Source organism: Polaribacter sp., assembly GCF_049276715.1.
GTDB lineage: Bacteria > Bacteroidota > Bacteroidia > Flavobacteriales > Flavobacteriaceae > Polaribacter.
Window position 1 is genome coordinate 112,479 of sequence record NZ_JBASWY010000005.1, and the last position, 17,331, is coordinate 129,809.

A 17,331-nucleotide genomic window follows, 5' to 3' on the forward strand; every position below is an offset into this window, starting at 1 on the left:
TCTAGAGGTCTTTATTTAGAACCAAAAACCTAAATTAAATAACCAAGAAGCCCTATTTGTGTCTGGAGACCAGCTGTATTTTAGTTCTAATGGCCCTAAAAAAGAATCGTAACTATACCCAATTGCATAGCCAGATTTTACATCTTTAAACAAATCTAAATCTTTTAAAACGTTATCATCTAAACGTGCGTAGTTTGCAATAAAGGATGCATAATGTTTCTTACTTATTCTATACCTAAGAGCTATTTCAGTTTTAAGGAAAGAATTATCAGAAAGTTCAGCAAATTCATAACCATACAAGGATACAAAGGTGTTAATAAAGTTTTGATTGTAGCCTCCTAAATAAAAATCAAAAATATTAGAAGTTGGATTTTCGAACGTGAATCCAGCTTCGTTAGTTAATTGAATTGTAAATCTCTTTGCAATAGTTTCTGCAATACCAATTGTACCTTTTGCTTGAGCAAAAGGCTTAAAATTGTTGTTATAATCTGATGAAGTTAAATACCATTTAAAGCTTAAATCTGCATATAAACCTTTCGTTACAAAATATTTATGATCGTAAGTGTCTAATTTTAAATAACCAAAAACATTCAAATAATCGCTTCTATCTAAAATTGTTTCATTATCTATTAAAGTAGATAACGTTTCTGTTGATACTGTTAATCCTTTATGCTCTGCTCCAATACCTAAAGCAAACTTTCTGTTAAATGTAGTTTGTACAAAAAATTGATTTGTAAAATCGGTATAATTTAAATTAATTGTATTTACTCTAGGAATATCTGAAGTAGAGTTAAATTTAGAATTCCCAGTAAAGTGGTTGTATCTAGAGCTAAAACCGTAACTCCAATAAAAACCATTATCTACAAAATAATTTAAATTATATCTTAAGTTATCCCCTAAAATTAAATCTAAATTGAATAAATCATTATTTGTTAAAAGATCTTTTTCTTGGTAATTTGCTAGAACTCCAGATTTATATAACAAATCGTAATGAACACCCAAACTTAACTCAGCAGCTGCTTTGGTTTCTATTAAATAGAATTGCAATTTAAATTTATCATCCTTTAATTTTATTAGTCTGTAATCTATTCTTTCATAATTTCTTGTTGCAGATAATAATTCTATTCTTTTGGTAATATCTCGTCTATTTAAACTATCTGCTTCTCTTATATTTAATTTTCCCAAAACATAAGCCCTCGTATAATTTTTACTTCCAATAATATCTATCTCTTTTATAAAAACCTTATTATCAATAATTTTAAGAGGTTTTCGTTCTCTTTTTACCAATTGTTTTTTTGCCAATTCTTCAAATACTTTGGTATATTCTTTTGCTGATTGCGAACCAATTTTTATAATATCTTTTTTATCATCGAAATCCATTACTGTATAATCTGTAATTTCTGGATGAATGTAAATATCTATTCCTTCTTTTTCTAAATTTGTTTTTTCAGCTATTTGATACGCAATAATTTGATTTAAAATAGTAATTGCAGAGTTTAGTTCTTCCCTTTTATGTAACTCACTTTGAACATTTACACCAATTATTACATCTAAACCCTTTTTTTTCATGTGGCTTACTGGAAAATTATTTACAACTCCACCATCTACCAATAATTTATCATTTAATAAAACAGGATTTAATAACGTTGGAAAAGAACCACTTGCCCTTAAAGCCAAAGGCATAAAACCATTATCTAAAATAACTTCTTTACCTGTTTCTACGTTTGTAGCAATACAATAAAATGGAATTTCTAATTTAGAAAAATCGGCATTATTATCAATTGGAGCCAATAATTCCGCTAATAAATTTAAAACATTCTGCCCTTTAGAAATTGCTATTGGAAGACCAATTCTACCTCTAGATACAGGAAGCGTAACCACTGTATTTTCTCCATGTTCTTTTTCAAAAAAAGTCGAACCGTTTCTTGAAAGCCTATCTCTAAGTAGACTCATAAAATCGGTATCCATCACAATTTTTTCGATTTCTAGTCCAGAATAACCTATGGCATATAAGCCGCCAACTATTGCGCCCATACTTGTTCCTCCAATATAATCTATTTGTAAACCTGCACTATCTATCTCTTTTAAAATACCAATATGTGCAAACCCTTTTGCGCCTCCACCACTTAAAACTAAACCAACTTTTGGTTGTTTTTCTTGACCAAATATGAACAACGGAATTATTAAAATTAAGAAAAGTAATTTATTTTTCATTTTCTTTTTCTGGATGATAATACTCAAATACTTTTAGAGCTCTGGCATTTCCAATTACTTCTTTTAAATCATCTAAAGAAGCTTCTTTAACACGTTTAGCCGACTTAAATTTACGCAATAAAGTTGTAATTGTCTGTGCACCAACATCAGGTATTTGTTCTAATTCACTTTGTATGGCACTTTTACTTCGTTTATTTCTATGAAAAGTAATACCAAATCTGTGTGCTTCGTTTCTTAAATACTGAGTAATTTTTAGTGTTTCAGATTTTTTATCTAAATATAAAGGAATTGGATCATCTGGATAATAAATTTCTTCTAAACGTTTTGCAATTCCAATAATGGCAATTTTGCCTCGCAAGCCAAGAATATCTAAACTTTTTAATGCGGATGATAACTGTCCTTTTCCACCATCTATAATAATTAATTGTGGCAAAGACTCGTCTTCTTCTAGCAAACGTTTGTATCTTCTGTAAACAACCTCTTCCATAGACGCAAAATCGTCTGGACCTTCAACTGTTTTTATATTGTAATGTCTGTACTCTTTTTTACTCGGTTTTCCATCTCTAAAAACCACACAAGCAGCCACAGGATTGGTTCCTTGAATATTAGAATTATCGAAACATTCTATATGTCTTGGTTCTTCTTTTAAACGCAAATCTTTTTTCATTTGCGCCATAATTCTTTTTACATGTCTGTCTGGATCTACAATTTTTATCTGCTTAAATTGCTCCATTCTATAGTACTTTCCATTTCTTTCAGAGAGTTCTACAATTCGTTTTTTATCACCTAATTTCGGGATGGTAACTTTAATGTTTTCCCCCAAATCAACTTTAAAAGGCACATATATTTCTGGAGATTGCGAATTAAAACGTTGCCTAATTTCTACAATAAAAAGTTCTAATAGTTCCTTATCAGTTTCATCTAACTTTTTCTTGATTTCTGTGGTGTGAGATTGAATTATAGAACCATTAGAAATCTTTAAAAAATTGGCATATCCATGGGTTTCATCAGAAATAATAGAAAAAACATCCACATTATTTATAGCCGGATTTACAATGGTACTTTTAGATTGGTAATTGCCTAACAAATCTAACTTTTCTTTAATTTTTTGCGCTTCTTCAAACTCCATTTTTTCTGCAAAACTGAGCATCATTGCTTGAAATTTCTCCAAACTTTCTTTAAAATTACCTTTTACAATATTTCGAATTTCTTTAATAGATTCGTTGTAATTAGCTTCTGTTTCCAAACCCTCACAAGCGCCTTTACAATTTTTTAAATGATATTCTAAACAAACTTTATATTTCCCATCGTTTATGTTTTGGGCGCTTAAATCGTACATGCAAGTTCTTAAAGGATACAATTCCTTAATTAAATCTAACAATACTCTAACTGTTCGTACAGAAGTATAAGGTCCAAAATATTCTGAGCCATCTTTGATAACTCTTCTAGTCATAAAAATTCTTGGAAAACGTTCTTTTTTTATACAAAGCCAAGGATAACTTTTATCGTCTTTTAAAAGAACATTGTATTTTGGTTTGTATTTTTTTATGAGGTTATTTTCTAATAAAAGCGCATCTGTTTCTGTATTTACTACAATGTGTTTTATACGAACAATTTTTTTAACTAAAACTCTGGTTTTACCATTTTCGTGTGTTTTGGTAAAGTAAGAATTAACTCTTTTCTTTAAATTTTTTGCTTTGCCCACATAAATAATTACATCTTCTTTATCAAAATATTGATAAACTCCAGGTTGATTTGGTAAGGTTTGTAATTGAAGTTCTAGAGATGCAGACATAGAACGAAAATACGTTTTTAGAGTGATAAATTAATCTATTCTATCATCAAATTCATTTAAAAATTTTGAGTTTGTATTGTCTACAACTTGCCAGCCATAAATTGCTGATAATTGATATATTTTAGAAATCTCTTCAAAAAAACGAGTTTTTGCTTCTTTTTTCAAATTGATTAACTCTACTGTTTGCTTAATTTTTTCGATACTTTTTTGATTGATTTTATTTAAATCATCTTTAGAAAAAGAGTTGAACTGACTTTGTTGTAAATCGAAATATTTAATGTCTGGAGCAATTGTAATTTCTTCTTTTGGTATTTTATTGATGTAAATTTTCTTTGCTAAAGAATCTATTTGAATTTCTAATTTAGACAAATCGTAACCAACCTCAACATTGGCATTTACAGTAACTATGGCTTGTTTATCAAAAGAAATTGTTTCGTAAAAATATTTTTTAGAGTCTTTAAAATTATAAATTTCCGAGAAACTAGCACTGGAAACTACAAGTTTACTCATGTTTTTAATAGCATTTACAACTATTTTAGTTTCCTCTTTTTGTTGCCGATTTTCACTTTTTTGATACCAAAATTTAGCAATCAAAAAACCAACGAGAAAGACGAGAATATATCTTGAAATCTTCATATAATGTGCATATAGCAATTAAATACTAATCTTTACACAAGTTACTAAAAAATATGGTGATATTTAGAAAAAGGCTATTCTTCAGCTATTTTTGTTTCAATCTCTTCTTGCTCTTCTTTTGGGAATGCATATTTGCTAAAAATAAAAAGTAAAACCACACCAATTGTAATGTAAGAGTCTGCTGGATTAAAAATATATTGAAAGAATGTAAATAAATCTCCACCCACAAAAGGAATCCATTCTGGTAAACTACCTGACCAAATTGGAAAGTAAAACATATCTACAACCTTCCCATAAAACAACTCACCATCTGTAGTTTCTGGAAATAAAGTAGCAATACTATTTTCTGGGTGATTAAAAATTACTCCATAAAAAATAGAATCTATAATATTACCAACTGCACCAGAAAAAATAAGTGAAATACCAATAATTACTGCATTGTGTACTTTGCGCTTTATATTACCAATTAGCCAATAAACTAAAGCACCAACAGCAACAACTCTAAAAAGCGTTAAAAAAAGTTTACCTGCTTTTCCTCCAAATTCAAAACCCATTGCCATTCCATTATTTTCTACAAAATGGATTTTAAACCAATCGAAAACTACAACCTCTTCACCTAAAACAAAGTGCGTTTTTACATAGATTTTTATTACCTGATCTAAAATAATTGCGATTAAAATAGTAAGAATTGCAAGATTCTTTTTTGACATTTTTTTTATTTTAAAGTCACAAAAATAACAATAATATTATCTTTATTTGGTTGTTAAGAAAATATTAGCTTTTACAGAAGTTATTTTCAATTCTTTTTTAAATTCTAAATTTTTAATTTGATACTTTTTATCATATAAAATACTATCAACACTAATCTTCCCAATATTGGAAACTACATCTATATTTGTTTTTTTTAGGTTTGCAAAAATAGTTCCAGCATATATTTTTATTTCTGTATTTGCTTGTATTTCATTTAGTTTTACAATTCCTTTTTCTATAAATATGGAGATTTCATTTGTGTAATTTTTAGATTCGATATTAATATTTTCTCCAAAAATTATCACTTTTTTATCCTTTGGAATTTTAATAATTGCTCTTGCTCTTTCTAATCTTTTGGTTATAAACTTTCTAAAAACGGTTTCGTCTTCTGGTATTTCGTTAAATTGAAAAGAGATATTAGCAACATTTTCATCATCATTAAAAATAATATGTTTTTCTAAAGGATTTTCTGCAAATAAAATAATTTCTATAAAATTGGATGTGGAATTTTCTAACACAAAATCGTCTAAGCCAGCTGTATAAAACTCAATTTGTTTAGAATCTGATTGAATCTTTTTCAAAACCTTTTTCTGAGAAAAACTCAGAAAGGATATAAAAACACATGCCATAAACGCTGTTTTTTTCATAAAAAAAAGCTTCTTAAAAAGAAGCTTTAAATAATTTAGTTTATGATTATTGAGCTCTTTTTGCTTCAATACTTAAAGTTGCGTGAGGAACTAATTTCAGACGTTCTTTCTGTATTAATTTACCTGTAACTCTACAAACACCATAGGTTCTATTTTCTATACGTAACAAAGCGTTTTTTAAGTCTCTAATAAACTTTTCTTGTCTAATTGCCAATTGCACGTTTGCTTCTTTATTCATAACATCAGAGCCTTCATCAAAAGATTTAAAAGATGGTGAAGTATCATCTGTTCCATTATCTGCATCATTTTTATACGCTGCTTTTAACAACTCTAAATCTTCGTTTGCTCTTGCAATTTTCTTATTGATGATTTCCTTAAACTCTTGTAAATCAGCTTCTGAATATTTTACTTTAACGTCTGACATGTTCTTAATTTTTTTCTATTAATATTTTACTTTTTATAGCATCAAACTCAATCTCTGTTCCATTTGATAACTCATCTACAAAAACCAATTCTGTGGTTAATGTTTCACTCATAATGTAGTCTTTATTATCTTTAATTGATTGTTGTAAGTTTTCGAAATTTAAAACTGTTAACTTAATTTTATCTGTTACTTCTAAACCTGAGTCTTTACGTGCATTCTGAATTCTGTTTACCAATTCTCTAGCAACTCCTTCCTTGCGTAATTCTTCAGTTATAGTAACATCTAAAGCCACTGTTAATGAGCCTTCATTTGCAACTAACCAACCTTCAATATCTTTAGATGATATCTCTACATCTTGGGTGTCCAAAGTAATATTTTTTCCATTAATTTCAAGAGAAATGTTGCCAACTTTCTCTATTTTGTTAATATCTTCTTGTGTAAACTTACCAACCTCTGCAGCAATAAAACGCATATCTTTCCCAAATTTAGGTCCTAATGTTTTAAAATTAGGTTTAATTTGTTTGATTAAAATATCTGAAGCATCTTCCATCAACTGAATTTCTTTGATGTTAACTTCATGTTTTATCAAATCTGCAACCGCTAAAATTTCCTCCTTTTGTTGTTGATTATCAACAGGAATCATAATTTTTTGCAAGGGTTGACGCACTTTTATCTTCTCTTTTGCTCTTAATGATAAAACTAAAGATGATATCGTTTGCGCACTTTCCATTTTACGCTCTAAAGATTTATCAACAAAAGAAGCGTCAAAAACAGGGAAATCTGACAAATGAATACTTTCTGAAGTTTCTTTATTGGTAACCGAATTCAAATCTTGATACAGTTTGTCCATAAAAAATGGTGCAATTGGTGAAGCCAATTTTGCAACAGTATTCATACAAGTGTATAAAGTTTGATAAGCAGAAATTTTATCGGTTTCATACGTTCCTTTCCAAAAACGTCTTCTACTTAAACGTACATACCAATTACTTAAATATTCTTGCGTAAAATCTGAAATGGCTCTTGCAGCTTTTGTTGGTTCGTAATCTGCATAGAATTTATCTACATTTTCAATTAGGGTGTGCAATTCAGATAAAATCCATCTGTCTAATTCTGGTCTTTCTTTTAAAGCAATATCTAATTCTTTGTATGCAAAACCATCAATATTTGTATATAAACTAAAGAATGAATACGTGTTATAAAGTGTACCAAAAAACTTACGTTTTACTTCTTCTATTCCTTCTAAATCGAACTTTAAATTGTCCCAAGGATTTGCATTGGAAATCATATACCATCTTGTTGCATCTGCTCCATAAGTTCCTAAAGTTGTAAAAGGATCTGCTGCATTTCCTAAACGTTTAGACATTTTATGTCCGTTTTTATCTAAAACCAATCCGTTTGAAACTACATTTTTATAGGCAACATCATCAAAAATCATGGTTGCAATTGCATGTAATGTATAAAACCAACCACGTGTTTGATCTACACCTTCTGCAATAAAATCTGCTTTTCGCCAAGTTGTATCTACTAATTCTTTATTCTGAAAAGGATAATGCCACTGAGCATAAGGCATTGAGCCAGAATCGAACCAAACATCAATTAAATCGCTTTCGCGTTTCATAGGTTTTCCTTCGGATGAAACTAGGATAATTTCATCGACAATGTTTTTATGCAAATCTATTTTGGCATAGTTTTCATCAGACATATTTCCGATCTCAAAATCTTCAAAAATATCCTGATTCATAACTCCTGCATCCACAGATTTCTTCATTTCTGCTTTCAATTCTTCTACAGAACCAATACAGATTTCTTCTTTACCATCTTCTGTTCGCCAAATTGGTAGTGGAATTCCCCAATAACGTGAACGAGATAAATTCCAGTCGTTTGCATTTGCCAACCAATTCCCAAAACGTCCAGTTCCTGTAGATTCAGGTTTCCAATTAATGGTTTTGTTCAACTCGTGCATTCTATCTTTTACATCCGTAATTTTAATGAACCAAGAATCTAATGGATAATATAAAATAGGTTTGTCTGTTCTCCAACAATTTGGATAACTGTGCTTGTATTTTTCGACTTTAAAAGCCTTGTTTTCATTCTTTAATTTAAGACCAAGTCTTTCATCAACAGATAAATATTTATCTTGATTTTTTAAAACGTCTTTTAATTTTTCTTGTTGCACTTTCAATTCAACCTCTTCATCACCTTCATTTAAATATTCAGATTTTACATATTCACTTGCAAAACCGTAAATAGCATCTTTAATTTCTTTTCTAAATTTACCCTGTAAATCTACCAAAGGAACTAAATTATCATTTTCATCTTTTACCAATAAAGGCGGAATTTCGGGGCTTGCTTGTTTTGCAACCAAAGCATCATCTGCACCAAAAGTGGGAGCTGTATGCACAATTCCTGTTCCATCCTCAGTGGTTACAAAATCACCTGCAATTACTCTAAATGCGTTTTGCTTATTTTCAAAATCTAAATTAAAATCTAAAAGTTGTTCGTATTTAATATTTACTAAATCTTTACCAATAAATTCTTTTACAACGTAAAAAGGAATTTTTTTATCTCCAGTATTATAAGCTTTTAATTCTTCTAAAGTTTCAACTTGAAAAGCATTTTTTCCTCCAAACTGTTTTCCAACTAAGTTTTTAGCTAAAATAACTTTTACAGGTTCAAATGTATATTGATTAAAAGTATCTACTAAAACATAGTCAATTTTTGGCCCAACAGTTAAGGCTGTATTACTTGGCAGAGTCCAAGGTGTTGTTGTCCAAGCTATAAAATGAACATCACCTAAATTTTGTAAGAAATCTGGAAGTGTATTGTTTATCGCTTTAAATTGCGCAACAACGGTTGTATCAGTAACATCTTGATACGTTCCTGGTTGATTCAATTCGTGAGAACTTAAACCAGTTCCTGCTTTTGGAGAATATGGCTGAATTGTATAGCCTTTATAAATTAATTCTTTGTTATAAATCTGTTTTAGTAACCACCAAACAGATTCCATATATTTTGGTTCATAGGTAATATATGGATCTTCCATATCTACCCAATATCCCATTTTTTGAGTTAAATCGTTCCAAATATCAGTGTAACGCATCACAGCTTTTCTACAAGCTGCATTGTAATCTTCTACAGAAATTTTTACGCCAATATCTTCTTTGGTAATTCCTAATTCTTTCTCAACACCTAATTCTATTGGCAAACCATGTGTATCCCAGCCAGCTTTTCTTTTCACTTGAAAACCTTTCATGGTTTTATAACGTGGAAAAATATCTTTAATAGCTCTCGCTAAAACATGATGAACTCCTGGTAATCCGTTTGCAGAAGGAGGTCCTTCAAAAAAAATGTATGGTTCTGCGCCTTCTCTAGAAGTTACACTTTTTTCGAAGATGTTGTTTTCTTGCCAATAATTTAGAATTTCTTCTGCTACATTTGGTAAGTCAAGTCCTTTATATTCAGGAAATTTCGCTTTCATTTTATCTCTTTTCTGATAAGGTTGCGAAATTAAGGATTTTCTTGGAAATTTTGAGTTTGTTTATGAATAAGTTACAAAGTGAAAAAAGCTACAAAGTTGCAAAGTTTAAAAGAATATAACTTTGCAACTTTGTTACTCTAAAGCTTTGTTACTTAATATTACAAACCCCTTTCATTTTTAATTTTTTCATAAGCATCTTGTATGCTTTGAAACTTTTCTTTTGCACCTTGTAAATGTTCTTCGCCCAAATCTTGTAGTTTATCTGGATGATATTTTTTCACCATTCTTCTGTAAGCGGATTTTATTTCATCATTTGATGCTTCTTTTTCGATTTCTAAAATTTTATAAGCATTTCCAGATTCATCGTAAAACATCGCTTTTATAGACTCATAATCGTTTTGATTGATGTATAAATATCCTGCAATTTTTCTAATTTCTTCAACCTCTTTTTCTGATACAAATTCATCTGCTTTTGCAATACCAAACAAAAAATGAACTAATTGTAAACGAGAAGCATGAGACATGTGTTCTCTAATTTGAATACAAACTTGACGTGCAGAAATTTCTTTTTTTACAATGCCTTTAAAAAGTTTAAAAGCGTTATTTGCTCTTTGTTTTCCATACATGTTTAAAAACTGAGAGCGCACATAATCTAATTCTCGTTGATCTACTTTTCCATCAGATTTTATAACTATCGAAGCCAAAACCAGCAAGCTCATTTCAAAATCTCCAGATTGTGTATCCTTTCTTCTAAAACCTCCTTTTGGTTGCCTTTCTTTATTATAATCTATTTGTTCTTGTTTAAACTCATCAACTGTAAAACCATCTACAAAACTACCAAGAGCAAAACCAAGTGCAGCGCCTATTGGACCTCCTAAAGTAAAACCCAAACCTGCACCTAACCATTTCGAAAAACCACTCATAAAATGTATAAATTTAGCTTCAAATATAAGTAAACATCAGCATTTTGAGGCTTTTTTATTATATCAATTTTATTGATGAATCTATAACATAACAATTTATTTTCGACTTGAATTTTATTGCTTTTATAGTTATATTTGCAACTTAAATTAAAATGATTATGTATCCAGAAGAATTAGTAAAACCAATGCGTGATGAGTTAATAAACGCAGGTTTTAAAGCATTATATACAAGTGAAGACGTGGAAAGCGCACTTTCTAAAAAAGGAACAACTTTGGTAATGGTAAACTCAGTTTGTGGTTGTGCAGCTGGAACTGCAAGACCTGGAGCAATTGCTTCTTTAGGTGCAGAAAAAACACCAACAAACTTAACAACAGTTTTTGCTGGAGTAGAAAAAGAATCTACTCAAAAAGCAAGAGAATTTATGATTCCTTTTCCTCCATCATCACCAGCAATTGCCTTATTTAAAGATGGTAATTTGGTGCATATGTTAGAAAGACATCATATAGAAGGAAGATCTGCACAAATGATTGCACAAAATTTAGCTGCTGCTTATGATGAGCATTGTTAAAAGCCTATCCTAAATCCTTTCTAAAGGAAAGGACTTTTTGATTAGCTTTTATAAACATGTAATGAAATGCAATAGTACTTGTGAGTTTTCACATTTTTATTCAAAAAAAAATAAAATTCCACGTTTTTGCGTGGAATTTGTATTTTAGTAAAAAATGAATTTATGTCATCCGTTTTAAAAACTTATACCAAAGAAGAACTTTTAAAGAAGTTTAAAACTCAAAAAAATATTGCTATTATTCAAGGGTTTGTAATTTTCTTAATGATTTTATTAGCTATTTTTTCAACCATAGAAAATGGCATTTCTTTTCAAACCTTTTTGCCTTTATTTTTTATTCCTATGGAATTTGTAATGCTTTTTGAAATGAAAAAAATAAAAAAGGAATTGGCATTAAGAAAATAAAATGGACAAAGAACAAATTATTCAAAATACTATCAATTTTGTAAAAGAAGAGTTAAAAGATGCTGAAGGTGGCCATGATTGGTTTCATATAGAGCGTGTTTTTAGAAATACTTTATTAATTGCCAAAGAAGAAAAAGTAGATGTTTTTGTAGTTTCTTTAGCTGCTTTGCTGCACGATATTGCAGACCCAAAATTTAATAATGGTGATGAAAAAATTGGCCCTAGAAAAGCAAGAAATTTTTTAATTCAACAAAAAGTACCAAAAGAAATTGGGAAACATGTCGTAAATATTATTAAATACCTTTCTTTTAAAAATAGTTTAGAGAGTTCTAAAAAACAATTTACATCTAAAGAATTAGAAGTGGTGCAAGATGCAGATAGGCTAGATGCAATTGGTGCAATTGGTATTGCAAGATGTTTTAATTATGGTGGTTTTAAAAATAGGGCTTTGTACAATCCTGAAATTATCCCCAATTTAAATATGACAAAAGAAGAGTATAAAAATTCTGATGCGCCAACCATTAATCATTTTTATGAAAAACTGTTGTTGCTAAAAGATGCAATGAATACTGATTCTGGCAAAAAAATTGCAGAAAATAGACATCAATTTATGCAAAACTATCTAAAACAATTTTATGATGAATGGAATGGAATTAGTTAAAAAACTAATTTTCGTTTGCTACTTCTAAAGCTGTAATTTTATATTCTAGAACTGCTAATTCTTCGCCAAAATCTATAATCTGTTCTACAGTTAAATCTTTGCTAGAGTTTACAAAGTCTCTAATTTGTTTGCTTTTATAATTGTAATATTCTAAAGCTTTTTCAATTTTATTTTCTGCTATCAGTTCCATATTTATTGTATTAAATCTTTCATTTCACTTCTATATTTTGAGGCACTTTTACCTGTAAATTCTTTAAATAACTTATTAAAATGAGAAAAGTTATTAAAACCGCAGTCAAAACTTATATCTGTAATATTCATATTACTTTCTGCTAATAGTTTTGTTGCATGCACAACTCTGTACTCGTTCACTAGCTTTGTAAACGTTTTTCCTGTAGATTTTTTAAAATACCTACAAAAAGCAGGCACTGTCATACTTACCAATTCAGAGACTTCGTCTAAACTAATGTGTTCTTTAAAGTTATCATTTATATGTTTATAGACAACTTCGATCTTATTACTGTCTTGATGCGAACTTTCAAAAGCAAAACCATTGGCGTTTAAAAGTGTATAATCTTCTGTGGTTGCCAAATCATTTAAAATTTCAATAAAAGAAGTAATTCTTTCTGCACCATCAAGCTCTACTAACTTTTCAATTTTAGCACCTATTCTTTGTTTAATTTCTATGTTGAAGCGAATTCCTTTTTTTGCACGTTCGAAAAGTGAATCAACAGCTGCCATTTCTGGAATTTTAAAAAAATCTTTGCCAAGAAAATCGGGCATAAATTGAATTAAAGTCTCTGAACCATTGGTTGTTAAACGATCTAAATAACCAATATGTGGCAAATTAGAGCCAATAAGTACTAATTGACTATTGTTAAAATAGCTGATATGATTCCCTATATGTCTTTTTCCTTTTCCTTTATTTACGTAAACCAATTCTATTTCTGGATGAAAATGCCAAAAAGGCGTATTGGTCTTTAAAAATTCTACATGTTTTTTCACCAATAAAGAACTCCCAAAGTTGGGTGTAATTTTTTCGAGTGTTGGTTTTTTCTGTATCATAATATAATACAAAAGTACAACACAAAAAACAGATAATGTATATAAGATTACCATTTTTGTGTTCTATTTTAACTGTTTATGGTTTTACCATAATTTTAAAAGTTAATTTAGAATATAAATGTACCAATTCTGTTGTTTTCAAAACTATACTTGTGCCGTAAATTTGCACAAAAAAAATGATGGTTAATCAAAACAGTATTTTATTTATATCAGTAATGGCATTTTTTGTAACCCTGTTTATATTTCAGTTGGTTATTGCTGCCAAAGTAATTAAAGCGATTTATAACCCTACAAAATAATTATAAAATTATGAAAACAATTAAAAGCAAAATATTGGTAATAGCATTCATGTTCATAACATTGATAGGCTATGCAAAAAGTGAAATTAATTTTAACAACGCTGTTAGTGTTTTAGACGCTAAAAAAGTAAAAGTTGAATTTAAAGATGTAAAACTAGGAGACAAGTTAGTTATTAGAAATGAAGAAAATGTTGAGCTTCATTCTGAACAAATTTCTCAAAAAGGAGATTTTTCAAAAATCTTTGATTTATCTTCTTTAGAAAATGGAAAGTATTCCATCGAACTTCATAAAGATTTTGAAATTATAGTAGAATCTTTTTTAATTGATGACAATCAAGTAATGTATTCTGAAGATTCTGAGAAAGTAATTTTTAAACCAATTGTAAGAAATGAAGAAAATTTAATATTGATTTCTAAAATTTCTTTTGACAAAGAACCTTTAATGGTAAGCTTATATTATAACAATGATCTTATTTATTCAGAAACTGTTACAGGTGATACTATTTTAAATAGAGTTTACAAATTGAATAAAGAACTAAAAGGAGATTATCGAGTTGTTTTATATAGTAATGATAAAAGTTACATCCACAATTTTAAAATTTAATGATTGGTTTATTAGTTAACTGTTAGTTAAATTCTAAATTTAACTAAAAAACGAGCCTTTATTGGCTCGTTTTTTTTTGCAATTTATTAAAAAAGGTTTTTCTCAGCATTAGATTCCTGGAAAATCTGGCTTTCTTTTTTCTAAAAAAGCGGTGGTTCCTTCTGTAAAATCTTTAGTGCCAAAACATTCTCCAAATTCTTCTATTTCTATATCAAAACCATTTACACCATCTTCAAAATTTGCGTTTATGGCTCTTATTGCTGCAGAAATTGCGACTGAAGAGTTGCGCATTATTCTACTAGCTAATTTTTCTGCCAATGGCAATAATTCTTCTTGCGTTGTAACATAATTTACCAAACCATAGGTTTTAGCTTCATCTGCAGAAATCATTGCAGCAGTCATAATTAATTCCATTGCTTTTCCTTTACCAATTAATTGTGGCAAGCGTTGTGTGCCTCCATAACCTGGAATTACGCCCAAAGAAACTTCTGGTAAACCCATTTTTGCATTGTCTGATGCAATTCTAAAATGACAGGCCATTGCCAATTCTAAACCACCACCTAAAGCAAAACCATTTACAGCTGCAATAACTGGTGTAGCTAAATTTTCTACCAAATTAAATAACATTTCTTGACCCAGTTTTGCTAATTTACCACCTTCATTCACTGAAAAATCTGCAAATTCAGAAATATCTGCGCCTGCTACAAAAGCTTTATCTCCAGAACCAGTAAGGATAATTACTTTTATTTTGGTCTCTTCTTCTAAAACTTGGAAAGCCTCACTTAACTCCTGAATAGTTTCTTTATTTAAAGCATTTAGTTTTTGGGGCCTGTTTATAGTAATTTGAGCTATACCAGCACTTTTCTCTATTAAAATATTATTAAATTTCATTTTTAAAAATTTATTCTTGTTATTATTTTTTTGGTAATATTACTGTAAATTCTGTTCCTTCTCCTTCTTTAGATGTAAACGAAATAGAGCCATCGTAAGCTTCTATAATGTTTTTTATCATTGGCAAACCTAATCCCATTCCACTTGATTTTGTCGTAAATTTAGGCTCAAAAATTAAATTTTTCACTTCTTCAGAAATCCCTCTTCCATTATCTGAAACTACAATTTTTACACTATTTTTTATTGAAAAAACCTCGACATTTATCATTGGGTTTTCTTCATTTTCTGATGCCTGTAATGCGTTTTTAACCAAGTTTGTAACAATTCTAATCAATTGAGTTTTATCTAAATGAGCAAATAATTCTTTTTCTTTTGTTGTATATATAATAAACTTTTTGTTGAATATATCTAACGCTAACTTTAAAACACTAATTACATCTATGGTTTCTCTTTTTTGGGTTGGCATTTTAGCAAAATCAGAAAAAGCCGAGGCAATAGAGCTCATCACATCAATTTGTTGAATTAAAGTTTTGCTATATTCTGCCAATTTTTCTCTTATATTTTCATCTGTAGGATCAAATTTTCTTTCGAAACTTTGCACTGACAAACGCATTGGTGTTAGCGGGTTTTTAATTTCATGTGCCACTTGTTTCGCCATTTCTCTCCAAGCTTGTTCACGCTCACTCCTTGCTAATTTTGCAGCACTTTCCTCTAATTGATCTATCATGCTGTTATATGCTTCTACCAAAATTTCTATTTCTGAACTTGCAGAATCTAGCATAATTTTTTCGTTTCGTTCGTTTAAACGTGTTTGCTGCATTTTATCAGAAATAGTTTTTATAGAACGTGTAATGTAGCTTGATAGAAAATAAGCAATGGCAATTGCGATAATAAACATTAGCAAATAAACCAATCCTAATCTAAAAATAAATTCTTCAAGCTCGTGTTCAATTTCAGAATTATCTTGTGTAAACTGCAATTCTAAAATGCCTATTCTTTTAAATTTTGGATCGTTTATGTAACTGTAAGATGTTTGGTAACCCTTTCCATCATCCATTACCAATGGTAATAAGATTCTGTGATTTGAGTTTTGTGCCAAATCATTTAAAACATTGTAGCTTAAAGGTTTTATTTTAACAACTTCGAAAGCATTTTCTTTGGACGAAACCAATAAATTTCCATGCAAATCGAATATGGATATGTTTAATCTATTTAATGAAGAAATTTCATAGATACGTTCTTGAAAAATCTTATCTAGATTAGCAGTATTTACTGGATATGTTGTTTTGTTGGTGAGTTCTAAATTTATAGTTTGTTGAGTAGTCGCTTCTTTGCGCTCAAAACGCTGAATGTTATAATCTTTCGTTTGCTCATCATATTGATAAACAGTTACTCCCAAAATTAAAATTGATGCTAACAACACCAATAAAATCATAGAGAGAAAAATGCGTATTTTTAGTGATATTTTCTTAAAATTAAACAACTTATTCTATTTTTATACGTTTTGTTTTCATCCATAAAGTATCATCAAAATCGGTGTCTTCATCCCAATCATATTTACTTTCTGCATCAAAACCAAGATTAGTTTTAATGATTTTATAAGCTACTTTAATATTTCTACCATTGTAAACATAATCAATAAATAAAGAATCTGTTTTTACAAACCATGTACCTACAGACTCATTCGATTTTTTGTTTTCTCTGTTAATAAACCAAGCAGAAAAAGTACCATCTTCTTTGTATGTAGATTGTGCAACAAATTCGGGATCATTTTCAAATTTATCTACATAAACGGATAAAGAATCTGTATTATTTACAGTTGGCATTTCTATTTTTAAATACGTAGTTTGCCAGGAGCCTGTTAAATATTCTTTTAGAGATTCTTCTTTTTTACAAGCAACAATAAGCGTTCCAAAAAGAAATAGTAAAATAAAATGTTTTGGTTTCATTTTTTACTTTTTAAAAAAGTACAA

At 29.3% G+C, this 17,331-nt stretch carries 17 protein-coding genes; 4 read left to right on the top strand and 13 right to left on the bottom strand.

The window, feature by feature from the left end:
- Positions 1–15: 15 nt before the first annotated feature.
- The 8 genes from WAO74_RS00895 to WAO74_RS00930 all read right to left on the bottom strand — a co-directional run bounded on the left by WAO74_RS00895 (position 16) and on the right by WAO74_RS00930 (position 10,867).
- Positions 16–2,214 (bottom strand): patatin-like phospholipase family protein, encoded by a 2,199-nt coding sequence (locus tag WAO74_RS00895; protein ID WP_422158895.1) that lies wholly within the window; start codon positions 2,212–2,214, stop codon positions 16–18.
- Positions 2,204–4,009: an excinuclease ABC subunit UvrC gene (gene uvrC / locus WAO74_RS00900; RefSeq protein WP_422158897.1), complete on the bottom strand. Its 1,806-nt coding sequence runs from the start codon at positions 4,007–4,009 to the stop codon at positions 2,204–2,206. Before uvrC ends, WAO74_RS00895 begins: the two co-directional genes overlap by 11 nt.
- A 30-nt stretch (positions 4,010–4,039) precedes the next feature.
- The gene (locus WAO74_RS00905) at positions 4,040–4,519 is read right to left on the bottom strand and encodes a DUF4230 domain-containing protein (RefSeq protein WP_422158899.1); all 480 of its coding nucleotides are present in this window, start codon (positions 4,517–4,519) and stop codon (positions 4,040–4,042) included.
- 200 nt (positions 4,520–4,719) lie between these two features.
- Entirely contained in the window at positions 4,720–5,355 is a 636-nt protein-coding gene (locus WAO74_RS00910; RefSeq protein WP_422158901.1) for a lipoprotein signal peptidase, read from the bottom strand.
- A 42-nt stretch (positions 5,356–5,397) separates the two neighbouring features.
- On the bottom strand, positions 5,398–6,042 hold the full coding sequence (locus tag WAO74_RS00915; RefSeq protein ID WP_422158902.1) for a hypothetical protein: 645 nt from the start codon (positions 6,040–6,042) through the stop codon (positions 5,398–5,400).
- 46 nt (positions 6,043–6,088) lie between these two features.
- Positions 6,089–6,466, bottom strand: a complete 378-nt coding sequence (locus tag WAO74_RS00920; RefSeq protein WP_422158903.1) for a TraR/DksA family transcriptional regulator — start codon at positions 6,464–6,466, stop codon at positions 6,089–6,091.
- Positions 6,467–6,470: 4 nt separating this feature from the next.
- Positions 6,471–9,944 (bottom strand): isoleucine--tRNA ligase, encoded by a 3,474-nt coding sequence (ileS, locus tag WAO74_RS00925; RefSeq protein ID WP_422158904.1) that lies wholly within the window; start codon positions 9,942–9,944, stop codon positions 6,471–6,473.
- 158 nt (positions 9,945–10,102) lie between these two features.
- Positions 10,103–10,867 (bottom strand): TerB family tellurite resistance protein, encoded by a 765-nt coding sequence (locus tag WAO74_RS00930; RefSeq protein WP_422158905.1) that lies wholly within the window; start codon positions 10,865–10,867, stop codon positions 10,103–10,105.
- Between the two features lie 158 nt (positions 10,868–11,025).
- Between WAO74_RS00930 and WAO74_RS00935 the strand changes: the two genes are divergently transcribed.
- The 3 genes from WAO74_RS00935 to WAO74_RS00945 all read left to right on the top strand — a co-directional run bounded on the left by WAO74_RS00935 (position 11,026) and on the right by WAO74_RS00945 (position 12,499).
- A complete protein-coding gene (locus WAO74_RS00935; RefSeq protein WP_422158906.1) occupies positions 11,026–11,436 on the top strand; it encodes a BrxA/BrxB family bacilliredoxin in 411 nt (136 codons plus the stop codon).
- A gap of 162 nt (positions 11,437–11,598) precedes the next feature.
- On the top strand, positions 11,599–11,838 hold the full coding sequence (locus WAO74_RS00940) for a hypothetical protein (RefSeq protein WP_422158907.1): 240 nt from the start codon (positions 11,599–11,601) through the stop codon (positions 11,836–11,838).
- A 1-nt stretch (position 11,839) separates the two neighbouring features.
- Entirely contained in the window at positions 11,840–12,499 is a 660-nt protein-coding gene (locus tag WAO74_RS00945; RefSeq protein ID WP_422158908.1) for an HD domain-containing protein, read from the top strand.
- A 4-nt stretch (positions 12,500–12,503) separates the two neighbouring features.
- On the opposite strand, the gene WAO74_RS00950 is transcribed toward WAO74_RS00945, so the two are convergent.
- Both WAO74_RS00950 and WAO74_RS00955 read right to left on the bottom strand, forming a co-directional pair.
- Positions 12,504–12,689, bottom strand: a complete 186-nt coding sequence (locus WAO74_RS00950) for a hypothetical protein (protein ID WP_422158910.1) — start codon at positions 12,687–12,689, stop codon at positions 12,504–12,506.
- Positions 12,690–12,691: 2 nt separating this feature from the next.
- Positions 12,692–13,564 (bottom strand): AraC family transcriptional regulator, encoded by an 873-nt coding sequence (locus tag WAO74_RS00955; RefSeq protein WP_422158912.1) that lies wholly within the window; start codon positions 13,562–13,564, stop codon positions 12,692–12,694.
- A 309-nt stretch (positions 13,565–13,873) separates the two neighbouring features.
- Here WAO74_RS00955 and WAO74_RS00960 point away from each other — a divergent pair, with 309 nt between their 5' ends.
- Positions 13,874–14,467 carry a hypothetical protein gene (locus tag WAO74_RS00960; protein ID WP_422158913.1) on the top strand — a complete coding sequence of 198 codons (594 nt, stop codon included), beginning with the start codon at positions 13,874–13,876 and terminating at the stop codon, positions 14,465–14,467.
- A 108-nt stretch (positions 14,468–14,575) separates the two neighbouring features.
- Here the strand turns inward: WAO74_RS00960 and WAO74_RS00965 are convergent, their stop codons facing one another.
- The 3 genes from WAO74_RS00965 to WAO74_RS00975 are packed head-to-tail and all read right to left on the bottom strand — an operon-like array spanning position 14,576 to position 17,307.
- Positions 14,576–15,358, bottom strand: coding sequence for an enoyl-CoA hydratase/isomerase family protein (locus WAO74_RS00965; RefSeq protein WP_422158915.1), 783 nt, complete (start codon positions 15,356–15,358; stop codon positions 14,576–14,578).
- Positions 15,359–15,380: 22 nt separating this feature from the next.
- Positions 15,381–16,793 (bottom strand): sensor histidine kinase, encoded by a 1,413-nt coding sequence (locus WAO74_RS00970; protein WP_422158973.1) that lies wholly within the window; start codon positions 16,791–16,793, stop codon positions 15,381–15,383.
- Positions 16,794–16,842: 49 nt separating this feature from the next.
- Positions 16,843–17,307 carry a hypothetical protein gene (locus WAO74_RS00975; protein ID WP_422158916.1) on the bottom strand — a complete coding sequence of 155 codons (465 nt, stop codon included), beginning with the start codon at positions 17,305–17,307 and terminating at the stop codon, positions 16,843–16,845.
- Positions 17,308–17,331: the final 24 nt, after the last annotated feature.